Consider the following 17,112-nt stretch of genomic DNA (forward strand, 5'->3'; position numbering starts at 1 on the left):
GTAATAAAGACTGGTATTGCTTTGCTGTTATAATATAACATAACAGAAAAACGATAAGGCTTTACGCCGGCTGCGGCCGGTTTTTATTTCACCACAGGGATGCTCCACATGAGTTCGACACGCCGGCGCTTTCGCGCGCCCAGAAAATCTTTATGCCTGGCCGCCGCCTGGGTCGGTGGCGCACTGACGGCGCCGCTGGCTTTCGCCGCCGACTGCGATAAAGCCCGCAATGCCACGGGATGCGAAGAACATCTCACCGTGGAGGCGGCAGCCCCCGCCGGGCGCTACGATGCGTTGAACGCCGTGAGCCGCAGCGCGTCACAGCTCGGGCTGACCGCTCGGGAGACGCCGCGCAGCATCGATATCATCAGCGCGCGGGCGATCCAACAGCGGGGCGATCGCTCGCTGGCCGCCGCCGTCGAGCACGCCACCGGCCTGTCCGGCGTGGCCTCGCCGACGTTATCCAACAACTTTTCCGCGCGCGGTTTCCGGCCGATCGCCTGGCTGTATAACGGCGTAGAAATGCCCGGCAGCACGCTGCAGCTGGGCGATCCGGCGCATTACGACAGCATCGAGATACTGCGCGGGCCGGGATCGGCGCTGAACGGCCTGAGCGCCGCGGGCGGCAGCGTCAACTTGATCTCACGGCGGCCGACCTTCAGCCGCCAGCCGGTTGAACTCGACTATGGCTTCGGCAGCTACCGCAGCCAGCGTTTGCATCTGGGAGCCGGCGGCGCGCTGGTGGACGATGCGGTGGCGTATCGGCTGGACGTCAGCGGCAACGACAGCGGCAGCAACGTGCAGGACGAGCGCGATCGGCAGAAGCGGATTTCCGGCTCGCTGCTGTTTAAGCTGACCGACGATGCGCTGTTGACGCTGAGCCTGGACCGCATGCTCAACCGCACCAACAACCCTTACTACGGCACGCCGCTGCTGGATGGGCGCATTGCCGGCGAGCTGCGCGACATCAATTACAACAACCTGACCGACAGCCGCATCCAGAGCAACGCCACCGCATTTCAGGCCAGTCTGGACTGGTTTATGACGCCTGAAGTGGAGTGGCATAACCAATTCTATTACTACAGCGGCTTTCGCGAATGGCGCAACGTCGAGCGTTTCCGCGTCGCGGCGGCGGCCCGGCCCGGCGACGTCAACCGCGACTCTTTCGGCGCCCTGGCACACGACGACGATCTGATCGGCAACCGCAGTTCGCTGGTGTTCGACCGCGCCATTGCCGGTTTCGATAACCGGTTGCTGGTCGGCTTCGATCTGAGCAAGCGGCATTTTCAGTACTACTCCAACGGTTTCCCCGGTTCCGAAGACGTGCCGCTCGGCGCGCCGCCCAGAGAGCCGTTCGCGCAGGGCACCGATCGCCAACGCGCGCCGGTGCGCCACGTCACCCAGAATCAGTACGCCGCCTTTCTTGAAGATCGCTTCAGCCTGACCGAGCGTTTAGCGTTGCTGGGCCAGTTGCGCTACAACCATATGGACATGGACTGGCGCTTCCAGGGGCCGCAGGAAGAGAGCCGCGCGCGCACCTACGTTTTCAGCACCTGGAGCCTGGGCCCCAGCTATGCATTGACCGATAACCTCACGCTCTACGCCAACTACACCACCGGCCAGGAGCCGGGCAACGATCTGTTCTTCCTCAGCCCGACGCAGACCGATCTGCCGCTGACGCGAGCGCGCCAGTGGGAGGCCGGTGCCAAAGGGCAGTTTTGGGGTAACAAGGGCGAGGCGACGCTGGCGCTGTACGAACTGCGCAAGGACAACCTGTTTGTGCCCGACGCGCAGCGGCCGGATGCGTTGAACGCGGTAGGCAGGCAGACGTCACGTGGCATCGAACTTGGCGTGGTGCTGCGTCCCGACGATCGCTGGGAGCTGGCCGGCAACGCCGCCTACACGCACGCCCGCTACGACGACTATCGCGGCGGTAGCCCGTTGCGCAGCTACAACGGCAATCACCCGGCCTATATCCCGGACTGGACCGCCAACCTCAGCGTGCATTATCAGGCGACGGAACGTTTGGGGCTGGCTTCTTCGCTGCGCTACGTCGGCAGCAGTTACAACGACGATGCCAACCGGCGCAAGATGCGCGCGTACACCACGCTTGATCTGGCGGCGGATTATCAGCTGACGCCGATCGTCGATGTCGGTTTCCGCATTCGCAACGCCACCAACCAGCTGTACGCCTATCAGCGCACCTACCCGGATCAGGCGCTGATCGCGCCGCCGCGCAGCTATGAAACCTTCGTGTCGGTCAGGTTCTGACGGCGTGAAACGTTCGCTTTACCTGTTGTTGTGCGCCCTGGGATTGGGCTGGGGCGCGCCGCTGCGTGCCGATGCCGTCAGCCTGCACAATTGCGGGGTAACGCGCGATTACCCGCAGCCGCCGCAGCGGGTGCTGGTTTACGCCAACCCGGCGCTGGAAAACCTGCTGGCGCTGGGGCTGGCCGGCCGTGCGATCGGCGTGGTCGGGTATGACCGCGCGCGCGATCCCACGCCGACGGCGCCGGCCGAGGCGCTGCGGGTGCCAGCCAGCCCGGCGCCGCCCACGGCGGAAGCGTTGCTGCTGATGCGGCCGGATTTTGTCTATTCGGCCAGCTATTACTGGCTGCACAGCCCGGAAACGCCCGATCGGGCGCGGCTGGCGGAATGGGGCATCGGCACTTATCTCTCTCCCGGCGCCTGCAGCGGCCAGCAAAGCGCGATCGCCGCCGCGCTGACGTTCGAAGACATTTTCACCGAGCTGCGGGAGCTGGCGCGTATCTTCAACGTCAGCCGCGCCGGTGAAGCGCTGATCGAACGGCTGCGCGGGCAGTTGAGGGCGCTTGAGCCGCAGCGCGCACAGCTGCCGCATTGGCGGCTGCTGTGGTGGTATGCCGGCGCGCAGACGCCCTATGTGGCCGGCTGCTGCGGCGCGCCAGGCTTGTTGAGCCGCAGCGTCGGCAGCGAGAACCTGTTCGGCGATCTGCCCGAGCTGTGGCCGACGGTATCCTGGGAGGTTATTGCCGCGCGCGATCCGGATGCGATCGTGCTTGGCGATCTGCCGCGCGGCGGCTTCGGGGACAGCGCGGCCGACAAGATCGCCTTTCTGGAGCATCACCCGCTGACCGCGACGCTGCGCGCCGTGCGTCAGCGGCGCTACGTGATCCTCCCCGGTTACGACATGGACCCTTCCGCCCGCACCGTGGCGGCGCTGGGCCGTTTGATTCGGGGCCTGGCGGCCTTGTCGCCGCAGGCTCCGACGCTTTCCAACAAGGAACCTTGATATGACTGCCGTTTCATTCTCTTCGCTGCTGGACTCCTGGGATCGCCAGCAGGCGGCCTACATCGCCGAACGCGAAGCGCGTTTTAACGCCCAGCTGGACGTGCTGGCGCTGGCCGTCGGCCAGGATTTTCACGTGCTGGATCTGGCCTGTGGCCCGGGATCGCTGAGCCTGCGTATTTTGCAGCGCTTTCCGCAGGCCAGGGTGACCGCCATCGATCTCGATCCGCTGCTGCTGGCGGTGGCGCGCGGCGCGCTGGCGGAGTATGGCGATCGGATCCGTATCCTGCAGGCCGATCTGGCGGATCCGGCCTGTTTTTCCGTGCTGTCCGGCCCCACGCCGCAGGCGGCGGTGTCCAGCACGGCGCTGCACTGGCTGATGCCGGAGCAGCAGCTGGCATTGTACCGTAACGTCGCCGGGCTGCTGGCCGCCGGCGGCGTATTCCTCAATGCCGATCATCAGCGCTGTGATCACCGTCAGCCGAGGTTGAAAGCGTTGGCGGAGCGGCACGACGAGCAGACCCAACAGCGTGCCTGGGACTGCGGCGTTGAGGATTGGGATCGTTGGTTCGCCGGCGCGCTGCAATCGCCGGCCTTGGCCGCTTATCAGGCCGAGCGCGAAGCGCTGTTCGCCGGCCGGCCGGTACCGCCGCCGACGCCGGTGGATTTCCAGCTCGCGGCCCTCAGACAGGCCGGTTTCAGCGAGGTGGGGACGGTATGGCAGCTGTTGGACGACTATGTGATTGCAGGCTGGAAATAGCATGAGCCGGCGGTTACTGCCCGGCCGTGAGGCCGGCTGGTTGTTGCTGCTGGCGGCGGCGCTGCCGCTGGCCCTGCTGGGCGCCACCTTGTCGGGGCCCGCGCCGATCGCGTGGCGCGACGCCTGGCGCATTGTACTCGGCGTCAGCGGCGGCGCAGCGTCCGATGCCGAGGTGTATCAGCGCATCATCTGGTCGCTGCGGATGCCGCGCGCGCTGTTGGCGGCGCTGGCCGGCGCCGGGCTGGCGTTGGCGGGCACCGTGCTGCAGTCGCTGACCCGCAACCCGCTGGCCGATCCCTGGGTGCTGGGGATCTCCTCCGGCGCCGGCGTGGGGGCGGTGACGGTGTTGGTGTTGGGGCTGGGAGGCGGCCTGCTGTCGGTGTCCGGCGGGGCGTTTATCGGCGCGCTGGGAGCGTTTGCGTTGGTGATGCTGCTGGCCGGGCGTTCGCTGCAGGGGGAGTCCACGCTGTTTATTCTGGCCGGGGTGGCGGTGACGCAGCTGCTCTCCGCGCTGACTTCACTGATCACCCTCTGGCAGGCGGACGCCAACGCCACGCGCGGCGTGATGTTCTGGCTGCTGGGATCGTTCAGCGACGCGCGCTGGCCGCAGGTCGGGCTGTGCGGGCTGGCGCTGGCGGCGGTGCTGCTGCTTTGTTGGCTGCGGGCGGGCGAACTGGACGCGCTGGCGTTTGGCGGCGTGACCGCCGCTTCGCTGGGGGTGGCGGTGGCCCCGCTGAAGCTGCTGCTGTATGTGGCGACCACCGCGCTGACGGCGGCGATCGTCGCGTTCAGCGGCGCGGTGGGGTTTATCGGGCTGACGGTGCCGCACGTCGCCCGGCGGCTGGTCGGTTCGCGGCATCGGCTGCTGTTGCCGGCCAGCGCGCTGTGCGGCGCCCTGTTCGCCGTGGCGGCGGACACGCTGGCCAGAACGCTGTTTGCCCCGCGCGAGCTGCCGGTCGGGGTGCTGACCGCACTGCTGGGGGTGCCGGTATTCCTGCTGTTGCTGTATCGGAAGGTCAATGCATGACGATTGAAAAAGCGCGATCCGGCCTGTGCGCCGAGGCGGTGAGCTGGCGAGCGGGCGCACGCACGGTGCTGGAAAATCTCAGTTTCTGCGCCTTGCCCGGTGAGGTCACCGGCGTGCTCGGCGTCAACGGCAGCGGTAAATCCACGCTGCTCAAGCTGCTGGCCGGGCTGCAGCCCGCCGCCGGGGGCCGCGTTTGGCTGGAAGGGCGCGAAATTACCGCGTTTTCCGGGCGGGAGCGCGCCAGGCGCATCGCCTTTCTCGAGCAATCCGCCCCCGGCGCCTTCGCGCTGCCGGTGAAGGAGGCGGTGCTGCTGGGGCGCCTGGCCCATACCGGCCGCTGGCGCGGTTTCGGCGCCGAGGATCGCCGCCTCGCCGGGCAGGCGATGGAGCAAGTGGGCATCAGCCACCTGGCCGATCGCGATTGGCAGCGGCTGTCCGGCGGCGAACGGCAGCGGGTGCATCTGGCGCGCGCGCTGGCGCAGCAAACGCCGTGGCTGCTGCTGGACGAGCCCGCCAATCATCTGGATATCGCCCATCAACAGCAGTTTATGGCCTTGCTGCGGCGGCTGAAACTCAGCGTGGTGGTGACGCTGCACGATCTTAATCTGGCGGCCTGTTATTGCGATCGGATCGCGCTGCTGCAGCGGGGCGGGATCTGTGCGGCGGGCGCGCCGCGGCAGGCGCTGACGCCGGAGAACATTCGCGCGGTATACGGTGTGGAGGCCAGGCTGGCGGCGCCCGCCGGCTATGCGCCGCCGTTGATCTATTACCCCGCGCCGGGATGAGGGCGGCTGAAAGGGCACATTTGGCCGATCACAATTTCGCCTCGCTGGCTAAAATAACTCCGTTTTATCGATTTTTTTGGGTTAGAATAACCGGATATGCGGTGAAAGGTATTTGCCGCTCAATGGGCAGTTAAGCGAGGCTATCATGTTGGAATTATTGAAAAGTCTGTTGTTCGCCGTGGTGATGGTGCCGGTGGTGATGGCGCTCATTCTCGGCCTGATCTACGGTTTTGGCGAAGTGTTCAACGTCTTCTCCAAAGTGGGCCGTTCGAAAGAAAACCGCACCCAGCACTGACCGTTCCCCATCCCGATACCCGCCGGCATTCCCCGGCGGGCATTCCTCAAGTTATCTCACGCTTTGCCGATAAACCGCATGACAAGCTTTCGCGCAACGTTATATTATTTTTTATATAACGAAGAGTGATAATGCACGTTAACTTGCGGAGAAAAACAATGAAACAGCAATGGACCAAATGGGTTGGCGGGATCGTTCTGGCATCGGGCCTGGTGGCTCAGGCTTCGGCGGCGGAAAAGATCACCGTGTTCGCTGCCGCGTCGCTGACCAACGCGCTGCAGGACATCGCCACCCAATATCAAAAAGGCAAGGACGTGCAGGTGGTTTCCTCCTTTGCGTCGTCCTCGACGCTGGCGCGCCAAATTGAGCAGGGCGCTCCGGCCGATCTGTTTATCTCCGCCGATCAGCAGTGGATGGATTACGCCATCGACAAGCAGCAGATGGTGAAAGACACCCGTTACACGCTGCTGGGCAACGAACTGGTGCTGATCGCCGCCAAGAGCGATAAGCAAGACAAGATCGCCATCGACAAGCAGACCGACTGGGCCAAGCTGCTCAACGGCGGCCGCCTGGCGGTGGGCGATCCGGATCATGTGCCGGCCGGCATCTACGCTAAGGAAGCGCTGGAACACCTGGGTGCCTGGAGCCTGCTGGAGCCGAAACTGGCACGCGCCAACAACGTGCGCAGCGCCATGGCGCTGGTGGAGCGCGGTGAAGCGCCGCTCGGCATCGTCTACGGCTCCGACGCGGTCGCCAGCGACAAGGTGAAAGTGGTGGGCGTGTTCCCGGAAGACAGCCACAAATCGGTTGAATATCCGATGGCGATGGTGAAAGATCGTCAAAATCCGACGGTCAGCGCTTTCTATACCTATCTGAAGAGCCCGGAAGCGGCCGCTATTTTCGAACATTATGGATTCACCCCGCGTAAATGATTCTGAGTGAGTACGAGTGGCAGGCGGTTGAGCTGAGCCTGAAAGTCTCCGGTTTGGCGGTGGTCTGCAGCCTGCCGTTCGGCATTCTGATGGCCTGGGTGCTGGTGCGTTGCCGCTTCCCCGGCAAGGCGCTGCTGGACGGCGTCATTCACCTGCCGCTGGTGCTGCCGCCGGTGGTGGTCGGCTATTTGCTGTTGATCGCCATGGGGCGGCGCGGCGTTATCGGCGAGTGGCTGTACGACTGGTTCGGTTTCAGCTTCAGTTTCAGCTGGCGCGGCGCCGCGCTGGCATCGGCGGTGGTGGCGTTTCCGCTGATGGTGCGCGCCATCCGGCTGGCGCTGGAGGCGGTGGATACCCGGCTGGAGCAGGCGGCGCGCACGCTGGGCGCCAATCCGTGGCGGGTGTTTTTCACCATCACGCTGCCGCTGTCGCTGCCCGGCGTCATTGTCGGTGTGGTGCTGGCCTTCGCCCGTTCGCTGGGGGAGTTTGGCGCCACCATCACCTTCGTCTCCAACATTCCCGGTGAAACCCGCACCATTCCGCTGGCGATGTATACGCTGATTGAAACGCCGGGGGCGGAGGCCGCTGCCGCGCGTCTGTGCGTGATCGCCATCGTGCTGTCGCTGGCTTCGCTGATGGTGTCCGAATGGCTGGCCCGCTGGGGCCGCAAACGGATGGGGGTGTAAATGCTGGAGCTGGATTTCTCGCAGCAGCTGGGCGACCTCAATCTCAACGTCCGCGCCGATTTGCCGGCGCAGGGCATCACCGCGATTTTCGGCCTGTCCGGCGCAGGTAAAACTTCATTGATCAACGCCATCGGCGGCCTGACCCGTTTGCAGCAGGGGCGCATCGCGCTCAATGGCCGCACGCTGGTGGATACCGCCGCGGGCCTCTGCCTGCCGCCGGAAAAGCGCCGTATCGGCTATGTGTTTCAGGATGCGCGGCTGTTCCCGCACTATCGGGTGCGCGGCAACCTGCAATACGGCATGGCGGCCGGCATGCGCGCGCAGTTCAATACCATCGTCGAGCTGCTGGGCATCGGGCCGCTGCTTAATCGGCTGCCGCTGACGCTCTCCGGCGGTGAAAAACAGCGGGTGGCGATCGGCCGCGCGCTGCTGACGGCGCCGGAACTGCTGCTGATGGACGAACCGCTGGCCTCGCTCGATCTGCCGCGCAAACGCGAGCTGCTGCCGTATCTGGAGCGGTTGGCGCAGGACGTGAACATTCCCATCCTCTATGTCAGCCATAGCCTGGACGAGATCCTGCGGCTGGCCGAGCAGGTGTTGGTGCTGGATCGCGGTGAGGTGCGTGCGTTCGGCGGGCTGGAAGAAGTCTGGGCCAGCAGCGCGCTGCGGCCGTGGCTGCAGCGTGAAGATCAGAGCAGCGTGCTGCGCGTCAGCGTGATTGAGCATCATCAACGTTATGCCATGACCGCGCTGGCGCTTGGCGATCAAAGGCTGTGGGTCAGCGGCCTCGACGCCGAACTGGGCACCCAGCTGCGCATTCGCATCAACGCCGCCGACGTCTCGCTGGTGCTGCAGCCGCCGGTCAACAGCAGTATTCGCAACGTCTTGCCGGCCAAGGTGAGCGAGTGTCTGGACGTGGACGGGCAGGTGGAAGTGAAGCTGGCGGTCGGGGAACACGTGCTGTGGGCGCGCATCACGCCCTGGGCGCGCGATGAACTGGCGATCCGCCCCGGGCAGTGGCTGTATGCGCAGGTGAAGAGCGTGTCTATCAGCCGCGAGAGCCGCTAAGACAGGCCCTCCCGGCGGGAGGGCGAAAAGATTACAGCACGCGGGTGCGGATCACCTCGGCGATGCCCGGCTGCAGGTTATCGGCGATCACCAGATCGGCGCGTTCCTTGATGGCGTCATCGGCATTGCCCATCGCCACGCCCAACCCGACCGCTTCCAGCATGCTGATGTCGTTGTAGTTGTCGCCGAACGCCACCACCTGATCCATGCTCAGCCCCTGCGACTCTACCCATTGACGCAGGCGTTTGCCTTTGCTGTTGCCGCCTTTGGCGATATCCACCTGATCGTGCCAGGACCATTCGCACGCCAGCCCCAGCTCTTTCTCCACCGTGTCGGCAAACTCGCGCAGCGCGGGGATATCGGCATGCGAGGTGGCGAATTTCCAGATCGCCTGCGCGTCGTCGGCCGCCTGCGTCAGGCTGCCGACCTGCAGCAGCGTCGGGCGCTGCGCCGCCGGCAGGGTTTCGGCCCAGGCCAGCGAGCGAATCACATGGCCGCTCGGTTCCTGATACAGCATGGCGTCGTCAACGTACATCAGCCCGTGAATGTCGGTCTGTTTGAGCATCTGCAGCACCTGTTTGGCCTGCTCCTTCGCCAAGGGATCGGCGGCCAGCACCTTTTTCTGCTGAAAATCATACAGGTAGGTGCCGTTACAGCAGATGGCCGGGGTATCTATCTGCAGCGCCTGGTAAAACGGATGGATGGCGACGTGGTGGCGGCCGGTGACCACCACCACCTGGACGCCGGCGGCGCGCGCCTGCGCCAGCGCTTCCAGCGACTGCGGTAAGATGCGTTTTTGGTTGTCCAACAGGGTGCCGTCAAGATCGAGGGCGATGACGCGGTAGCTCATAGGGTTCTCGTTATCGTTAGCCATAAAATTAATCTGATGGTACCTCTTCGCTCTGATGCAAACAATTCGGCCTGCCTGCTATCGCCGACCGATGACTTATTTGGACACTGATGAGAACAGAGTTTTGAACATCGGTACCAGAAGTTTGTTGCCATATTCGCTAAGATGGTTATCGTCAAAATAGATGGGCCGCCCATTGTGAGTTCCCGCGCACTTGCCGTCTCGGCAGAGGTAAGGAAGCGGATCCAAAATTTTTACGCCACATTTTTTCGCCGCTTCATCTTGAGCTTGCCAGACAAAAGCATGACGTTGTCGGTAATCTGTTTCGGAGATGGATATGTCGGGCTCTGAACCGCCAAAACTCAGCAGGCGCGACAGTGTTTTTGGCACATTGACGAGCATTTCCGGCACCGGACGCACAACATAAATTTGCCGTTCTGTAGCCATTTCACACAGAGTGTCGACGAGTGAAGTTTTGAACTCGGACAAAAATCCCGGCTCAGGGGTACGATATACCTTCGAAAAATACACCGAGGGTTGGTTCAGCTTCGCGCCCGCAATTTGCTGGCCGAAGGCGTAAGCACTGGTTCGGTTAATCACGACTGCGGGGATATTGTTGTCCAGCGTGGATAGTTTTTCTTTTATCCACTGATTGAATGCGCTGCACTGAATATTATCGTCAAGCGCGCCGGGAACAACGTTGGCACCGAAGAGCGTTGGGCAGCCTGCATAAGTGAGATTGAGAAGCCCATCAGTTTGATTTGGCAGGGCGGACTCGACTGCAGAGATCATCGCATCGCCGTGGCTATCGCCAACGATGATAACCCGAATATTTTCGCCTCCATAGATACAGGATGGCGAGCTGATGCCGGACTTGGCGAAGCATTCATCTCTGTTGGCGAGCATGTTGGTACCTTCGTTGGCGATCAGATCGATTTGCTGCGGTAACCTGCCGGAGAAATTAACGGTAAACAGTGTGACACACAGCGCAGCAACCAGCATGGTAGCGATTCCGATTGTACACACTGATTGACGCGTTGTTTGCCTTGAAAGCCACTTGCGGGCAGGGTTTTCTATAAGACGAAGCGACAACTCGCCAAGCAACACGCTGGCCAGTAATCCCGCAACTACCCATTTCATCTCGGATTGAGCATTGGTGTAGACAAGCAGCACCGCAATCGGCCAATGCCAAAGGTAAATAGAGTAGGATGAAACACCCAGACGTGCAGCGACGGGGTTTGAGGTCAAGGGGGAATCCTGGCGGCCGGCGGCAAGCACCAACATGGCGCCGATAACCGGCAACAGGGCGTTATAACCGGGCCAGGGTTTACTGGCATCACATCCCACGATGGCTATCGCGATGCATAGCATCCCAAGCCATTCCGTATAAATACGTCTTTTTCCGCTGAGCGTTCGGTTTTGCGTTAACCGCCAGACGATTCCTCCGGCAAGCATTTCCCAGGCTCGGGTTGGGATAAGAAAAAACCCGGCGGAGGGCGCGAGGGAAGACATGATGATTGATAAGCCAAAGGAGACCGCGCCGGCTAAAATGATGAAGCGCATGAAGCCGTTTTTGCCCCCCAATCGCCATATCAACATAAGGGCCAGCGGCAGGATAATATAGAACTGCCATTCTACGGATAACGACCAAGTATGCAGCAGCCATTTTTCATGGGATACGCTGTCAAAATAGCCGGCTTCTTTCCAAAACTTCACGTTAGACAGGAAGAGTATGGCGGTAAAGGCATGTTTTGCCAGTTGACGGTAATCCAGCGTTGGTAACCAGAACCATCCCAGGCACAGTAAGGTCGAACAGAGCGCAAGTAGGGCGGGAATGATGCGTCTGGCCCTGGCAAGGTAAAATTGCCAAAGTGAAAAGCGGCCTTCCTCCAGGCCGGTCACGATGATGCGTGTCATCAGAAAACCGGATATGACGAAGAAAATATCCACGCCAACAAAACCGCCGGCAAAACCCGGGATGCCGAAATGAAAAAGTACGACGGCGATTACTGCCCAGGCTCTAAGCCCGTTGATGTCATGTCTGAAACTCTGTGAAAAAGAAAACATATCTATTACTCATTAAATGTATTTTTGGGTTTTTTAATAGGCACCCATAAAGTAAAGGCGTGCGGGCACGCTTTCCCATGGTGTTATTGCAATCGCGATTGACGTGTTTTTTTATTAATCCTTCTTAATTATTTTTCATGTGTATTTATGTATGCGGCCAAATTCATTCATTAAGAGAATTATTAAAGGAACATGCCATGGGTGTAGGTGGTATGCCAAACCCGACATGGCTGTTATGTCCAGTGAGACATAGGCGTGTCTGTACCGACTGTGGACGGCAATATGCTATATATCGATTAATTAATGTTTGTTATTTTCTTAATTTTATCTATGTGTATTAATTATGATAATCGCTTTGGTTATTTAGATTAATTATGTTTTTTTAATGACGCCAGGTGGTTATGTATATTGCTAATGTAAAGGTGACTAACCGTGCGGCGGCAAATTCTATTTTAAATTTTGAGCAGGCCTTTTAATTTATCAATAATTCGTGAGTCTGTCTTCCATTCTCTATGACTGCTCGTTTCCGATAAGAAAATCGCAGCAGACGCTAGGATGATGGCTTTTGGCATTTTGAACGTAGATGTTGTCTGGGGGGGAAAGTATGTGGCTTGGGGATTTAAGCGTAATGCGGTAGTGCCATGTGACGGATGTGCGGTAAGCTAGGGACAAGCGAACGGCCTGAAACCGGTTCCTCTTTTACCCTTTGCAAGGAGAACACATGAAGCAAATCGTTTATGTCGCCAGCCCGGAGAGCCAGCAGATCCACGTCTGGCAGTTGGACGACGCCGGCGCGCTGGCGCTGCTGCAAACCGTTGACGTGCCGGGCCAGGTGCAGCCGATGACCCTTCATCCGGACAAGACTCACCTGTACGTCGGCGTGCGTCCGGCGTTCGGTATCGTCAGCTACCGCATCGAGGCGGATGGCACGTTGCAGCAGGCCGGCATGGCGCCGCTGCCGGGCAGCCCGACCCATATCTCGACCGATTTGCAGGGGCGTTACCTGTTCTCCGCCTCCTACAGCGGCAACTGCGCCAGCATCAGCCCGATCGGCCACGACGGCGTGGTCACGGCGCCGATCCAACAGATCGACGGCCTGAGTGCGCCGCACTCGGCGAACATCGATCCGACCAACCAGCTGGTGCTGGTGCCGTGTCTGAAAGAAGACCGCATCCGTCTGTTTAACCTGAGCCTGGCGGGCCAGCTGACGCCGCACGCGCAGGACGCGGTGGATATCGCCGCCGGCGCCGGCCCGCGCCATATGGCGTTCCACCACAACGACAAGTTCGCCTACTGCGTCAATGAGCTGAACGGCACGGTAGACGTGCTGGCCATTTCGGAAAACGGCGGCAAGTACAGCGTGACGCAAACGCTGGACATCATGCCGAGCGATTTCGACGGCACCCGCTGGGCGGCGGACATTCATATCACGCCGAACGGCCGCTTCCTGTATACCAGCGATCGCACCGCCAGCATTCTGACCCTCTTCAGCGTTTCCGAAGACGGCGGCACGCTGAGCGTGGCCGGCTATTATCCGACCGAAACGCAGCCGCGCGGTTTCAATATCGATCACAGCGGCCGCTTCGTGATTTCGTCCGGCCAGAAGTCCGATCACATCGCGGTGCATGAAATTGACCAGAGCAGCGGCGAGCTGACCATGCTGGCGCGTTATCCGGTGGGCAAGGGCCCGATGTGGGTGAGCGTGCTGGCGAAGTAATTCGTCAGCCAGACTCGAGTGGAAAGCGCGGTGCGGTTGACCGCGCTTTTTTATTGGCGGGGGATCAGTTGAACATCACCGTCAGCGTGGCGCTGCCGAGACTGTGGAAATGGACGTTGAAGCCCACCAGCGCGCCGCTGGAACCCTCATCCACGTCAATGCGCTCCACGTCCAACGCATGCACGGTGAACTGATAGCGATGGCTTTCGCCATTCGGCGGCGCGGCGCCGCCGTAACCGGCCGAGCCGAAGTCGGTGCGGGTTTGCAGCGCGGCGCTCGGCAGCGGCGCTTTGCCGGAGCCTGCGCCCTGCGGCAGCTCACGCACGTCGGCCGGAATATTGGCCACCACCCAGTGCCACCAGCCGGAGCCGGTAGGGGCATCGGGATCGTACAGGGTGACGACAAAGCTCTTGGTGCCCTCGGGCACGCCGTCCCAGGCCAGATGGGGCGACAGGTTATCGCCGTGGTAGCCCATGCCGTTGAAGACCTGCGTCTGCGGCATTGTGCCGCCGTCCTGCAGATCGTTGCTGTACAAACGAAAAGCCATAATGACTCCCAGTTGCGATAAAAGCAGAGCCTTTAAGCTAGATCTTTTTGGTGGAACAATACAACCCCTTGTGCCAGCGGCGGGCGGTTGATCTCGACGGTAACATGCACCAGTTCGGGATGAACTGCCAACAGTTGGCGCACCCGGTCGGCGGTGAGGGCGCGATCGGCGCTGCTCAGGGCGAGGACGCAATGATATTTTCCTTTACCGATGCGGCCCAAATGCAAATCGGTCAGCGTGAGTGGGTGGCCGGAGGTGGCCAGGGTCTGACGTATCTCTTGCGCCACGGGGGCGTCCATTTCGGCATCCAGCAAAATCTTCCCGCTATCGCGCATCAGGCTATAGGCCCAGGTGGCCACCATCATCGCGCCGACGATGCCCATCAACGGATCGAGCCAGGCGGCGCCCCAAAGCTTGCCGCCGAACAGCGCGACGAGGGCCAACACCGAGGTGGCGGCGTCGGCGATGACGTGGATATAGGCGGAGCGCAGGTTGAGGTCATGATGATGGTCATCGTGGTGATCCTCGTGGTGGTGATGGTGGCCGCCGCCGCGCAACAGCCAGGCGCAAAGCAGATTGACGGCCAGCCCGATCGTACCGATGGCGATGGCTTCGTTGTAATGAATCGGGCTGGGATTCAGCAGCCGCTGCGCTGACTGAAACAGCATCAGCGCTGCCACCAGCACCAACAACACCGCGCTGGTGTAACCGGCCAGCACTTCTATCTTCCAGGTGCCGAGGCTGAAGCGGCGATCCTTGGCCAACCGGCGTGCGGCGCCGTAAGCCAGCAGCGACAGGCCCAGGGCCAGCGCATGCGAGCTCATGTGCCAGCCGTCGGCCAACAATGCCATCGAGTTAAACAACCAGCCCCCGGCTATCTCGATGACCATCATACTGGCGGTGAGTATCACCGCCCATCTGGTGTTTCTTTCGGCCAATGGGTTACCATCGTCAAAAACGTGGCTGTGCTCGCGGTGCAAAGCGGGCGCGTGAGACGTCATGGTGAAGTTCCTCAGCAAAAGGTAGTGTGCTGAAATATACTATACCCCAGTATAGTAAATAACAATCAGGCGGAAATAATGAGCCATACCCTCAGAGATCAAAAGAAGTTGTTGGCGCGGGTGCGCCGCATTAAAGGGCAGGCCGAAGCGCTGGAGCGCGCGCTGGAGAGCGGCGGCGAATGTTCTGCTGTGCTGCAGCAGATCGCGGCGGTGCGCGGCGCGGTCAACGGTTTAATGGCGCAGGTGCTGGAAGGGCATGTGCGCGAACATCTGGCTGCCGCAGACGCTACGCCGCAGCAGCGCGAGCAGGACATCGAGCAATTGATGACCGTTTTACGTTCTTATATGAAGTAATCATGATTTCACTGAAAAAACGCACGCCGTGGTTCGGCTGGCTGCGCCGTTGGGCCAAAGGCATCAAGCGCGATATCTACGCGCTGTGGCTGGCCGCCCGTGATAAGCGCACCCCGTGGTACGCCAAGCTGATCGCGCTGCTGGTGGCCGGCTATGCGATCTCGCCAATCGATTTGATCCCGGATTTCATTCCAGTGCTGGGCTATCTGGACGATGTGATTATCGTGCCGTTGGGCATCATGCTGGCGGTGCGCCTGATCCCCAAACCGCTGATGGCCGAGCTGCGCGAGAAGGCGCAACAGCGCGTCGACAACCCCACCGGCCGCATGGCGGCGGCGATGATCATTTTACTCTGGCTGCTGTGTCTGGGATTGCTGGCCCGCTATCTGGACCAGCATTGGTAAGGCATTAACGCGCGGCGGCGGCCACGGCGGCGGTCAGGCGGCTGAGCTGTTCCGCTTCGATGATGTAAGGCGGCATCAGGTAAATCAGTTTGCCGAACGGCCGGATCCACACCCCGCGCTCGACGAACCCGCGCTGCAGCTCGGCGACATCCACCGGTTCGCGCATCTCCACCACCCCAATAGCCCCCAGCACCCGCACGTCCGCCACCTTCGGCAGCGCCGCCAACGGCAGCAGTTCTTGCTTCAGCTGGGCTTCGATGGCGCTCACCTGCGCCTGCCAGCGATTTTCCGCCAGCAGCGCCAGGCTGGCGTCCGCTACCGCGCAGGCCAGCGGGTTGCCCATAAAGGTCGGCCCGTGCATAAAGCAGCCGGCCGCGCCGTTGCTGATGGTCTCCGCCACGTGGCGGGTGGTCAGGGTGGCGGACAGGGTCATGTAACCGCCGGTCAGCGCCTTGCCCAGACAGAGAATGTCCGGCACCACCTGCGCGTGTTCGCAGGCGAACAGCTTGCCGGTGCGGCCGAAGCCGGTGGCGATCTCGTCGGCGATCAGCAGCACCTGATGACGATCGCACAGCTCGCGCACCCGCTTGAGGTAGGTTGGGTGGTAGATGCGCATGCCGCCGGCGCCTTGCACCACCGGTTCCAGGATCACCGCCGCCACTTCACCGGCGTGCTGCTCCAGCAGCGCGGCGAACGGCGCAATGTCTTCTTCGCGCCATTCCTCGTCGAAGCGGCACTGCGGCGCGGTGGCGAACAGGTGCGGCGCCAGATAGCCCTGATAGAGGCTATGCATCGAGTTGTCCGGATCGCAGACCGACATCGCGCCGAAGGTATCGCCGTGATAGCCATGGCGCAGCGTCAGGATGCGCTGCCGGCGCTCGCCGCGCGCCTGCCAGTACTGCAGCGCCATCTTCAGCGACACTTCCACCGCCACCGAACCGGAATCTGCCAGGAACACGCACTGCAGCGCTTCCGGCGTCATCTCCACCAGCCGACGGCACAGCGAGATGGCGGCCGGATGGGTGATGCCGCCGAACATCACGTGCGACATCTTCTCCAACTGCTGGCTGGCGGCCTGATTCAGACTCGGATGGTTGTAACCGTGGATCGCCGCCCACCAGGAGGACATGCCGTCCACCAGGCGCCGGCCATCCGCCAGCTGCAGCTCGACGCCGCTGGCCGACTCGATCGGGTAACAGGGCAATGGGCGGCTCATGGAGGTGTAGGGGTGCCAGATATGACGTTGGTCAAACGCCAGGTCGGAAGCGGTGACAGACATACTTGTAAACCAAATTGAATTAAGATTGGTTGACAGTATATCCACAATATTTAAACTGGCGACACTTTTTCG

The 17,112-nt window shown here is 61.6% G+C and carries 17 protein-coding genes; 12 read left to right on the plus strand and 5 right to left on the minus strand.

Annotated features, from left to right (window positions below; genetic code table 11):
* The first annotated feature begins 108 nt into the window (after positions 1-108).
* From GT753_RS02010 to modC, 9 genes are all read left to right on the plus strand, one after another.
* Positions 109-2,271: a TonB-dependent siderophore receptor gene (locus GT753_RS02010; RefSeq protein WP_160125207.1), complete on the plus strand. Its 2,163-nt coding sequence runs from the start codon at positions 109-111 to the stop codon at positions 2,269-2,271.
* Between the two features lie 4 nt (positions 2,272-2,275).
* Positions 2,276-3,271 (plus strand): ABC transporter substrate-binding protein, encoded by a 996-nt coding sequence (locus GT753_RS02015; RefSeq protein WP_160125208.1) that lies wholly within the window; start codon positions 2,276-2,278, stop codon positions 3,269-3,271.
* Between the two features lies 1 nt (position 3,272).
* Positions 3,273-4,028 (plus strand): trans-aconitate 2-methyltransferase, encoded by a 756-nt coding sequence (locus tag GT753_RS02020; protein ID WP_021505417.1) that lies wholly within the window; start codon positions 3,273-3,275, stop codon positions 4,026-4,028.
* Between the two features lies 1 nt (position 4,029).
* Complete coding sequence (locus GT753_RS02025; protein WP_160125209.1) at positions 4,030-5,055, plus strand: iron ABC transporter permease; 1,026 nt, start codon at positions 4,030-4,032, stop codon at positions 5,053-5,055.
* Positions 5,052-5,840 (plus strand): ABC transporter ATP-binding protein, encoded by a 789-nt coding sequence (locus GT753_RS02030; RefSeq protein WP_015377001.1) that lies wholly within the window; start codon positions 5,052-5,054, stop codon positions 5,838-5,840. The genes GT753_RS02025 and GT753_RS02030 overlap by 4 nt, the downstream gene beginning before the upstream one ends.
* 145 nt (positions 5,841-5,985) lie before the next feature.
* Entirely contained in the window at positions 5,986-6,135 is a 150-nt protein-coding gene (locus GT753_RS02035; RefSeq protein ID WP_004939813.1) for an AcrZ family multidrug efflux pump-associated protein, read from the plus strand.
* Between the two features lie 158 nt (positions 6,136-6,293).
* On the plus strand, positions 6,294-7,067 hold the full coding sequence (gene modA / locus GT753_RS02040) for a molybdate ABC transporter substrate-binding protein (protein ID WP_160125210.1): 774 nt from the start codon (positions 6,294-6,296) through the stop codon (positions 7,065-7,067).
* Positions 7,064-7,753: a molybdate ABC transporter permease subunit gene (modB, locus tag GT753_RS02045; RefSeq protein WP_015377003.1), complete on the plus strand. Its 690-nt coding sequence runs from the start codon at positions 7,064-7,066 to the stop codon at positions 7,751-7,753. The genes modA and modB overlap by 4 nt, the downstream gene beginning before the upstream one ends.
* Positions 7,754-8,821 (plus strand): molybdenum ABC transporter ATP-binding protein ModC, encoded by a 1,068-nt coding sequence (modC, locus tag GT753_RS02050; protein ID WP_015377004.1) that lies wholly within the window; start codon positions 7,754-7,756, stop codon positions 8,819-8,821.
* A 31-nt stretch (positions 8,822-8,852) separates the two neighbouring features.
* Here modC and GT753_RS02055 read toward each other — a convergent pair whose 3' ends face one another.
* The gene (locus tag GT753_RS02055; protein WP_004939809.1) at positions 8,853-9,671 is read right to left on the minus strand and encodes a pyridoxal phosphatase; all 819 of its coding nucleotides are present in this window, start codon (positions 9,669-9,671) and stop codon (positions 8,853-8,855) included.
* 96 nt (positions 9,672-9,767) lie between these two features.
* Complete coding sequence (locus GT753_RS02060; RefSeq protein ID WP_160125211.1) at positions 9,768-11,738, minus strand: acyltransferase family protein; 1,971 nt, start codon at positions 11,736-11,738, stop codon at positions 9,768-9,770.
* 721 nt (positions 11,739-12,459) lie between these two features.
* On the opposite strand from GT753_RS02060, the gene pgl reads away from it, so the two are divergent.
* Positions 12,460-13,455, plus strand: coding sequence for a 6-phosphogluconolactonase (gene pgl, locus GT753_RS02065; RefSeq protein WP_160125212.1), 996 nt, complete (start codon positions 12,460-12,462; stop codon positions 13,453-13,455).
* A 64-nt stretch (positions 13,456-13,519) separates the two neighbouring features.
* Here pgl and GT753_RS02070 read toward each other — a convergent pair whose 3' ends face one another.
* Both GT753_RS02070 and dmeF read right to left on the minus strand, forming a co-directional pair.
* A complete protein-coding gene (locus GT753_RS02070) occupies positions 13,520-14,002 on the minus strand; it encodes a kinase inhibitor (RefSeq protein WP_015377008.1) in 483 nt (160 codons plus the stop codon).
* A 32-nt stretch (positions 14,003-14,034) separates the two neighbouring features.
* Positions 14,035-15,003: a CDF family Co(II)/Ni(II) efflux transporter DmeF gene (gene dmeF / locus GT753_RS02075; protein WP_015377009.1), complete on the minus strand. Its 969-nt coding sequence runs from the start codon at positions 15,001-15,003 to the stop codon at positions 14,035-14,037.
* Positions 15,004-15,081: 78 nt separating this feature from the next.
* On the opposite strand from dmeF, the gene GT753_RS02080 reads away from it, so the two are divergent.
* Together GT753_RS02080 and GT753_RS02085 are read left to right on the plus strand one after the other, a co-directional pair.
* Entirely contained in the window at positions 15,082-15,357 is a 276-nt protein-coding gene (locus tag GT753_RS02080; protein WP_004939805.1) for a metal/formaldehyde-sensitive transcriptional repressor, read from the plus strand.
* A 2-nt stretch (positions 15,358-15,359) separates the two neighbouring features.
* Positions 15,360-15,761, plus strand: a complete 402-nt coding sequence (locus GT753_RS02085; protein ID WP_004939804.1) for a YkvA family protein — start codon at positions 15,360-15,362, stop codon at positions 15,759-15,761.
* 4 nt (positions 15,762-15,765) lie between these two features.
* On the opposite strand, the gene bioA is transcribed toward GT753_RS02085, so the two are convergent.
* Positions 15,766-17,040, minus strand: coding sequence for an adenosylmethionine--8-amino-7-oxononanoate transaminase (gene bioA, locus GT753_RS02090; protein ID WP_075684769.1), 1,275 nt, complete (start codon positions 17,038-17,040; stop codon positions 15,766-15,768).
* Positions 17,041-17,112 lie beyond the last annotated feature (72 nt).

Source organism: Serratia sp. Z4 (genome assembly GCF_009900725.1).
Classification (GTDB): Bacteria; Pseudomonadota; Gammaproteobacteria; order Enterobacterales; family Enterobacteriaceae; genus Serratia; species Serratia nematodiphila.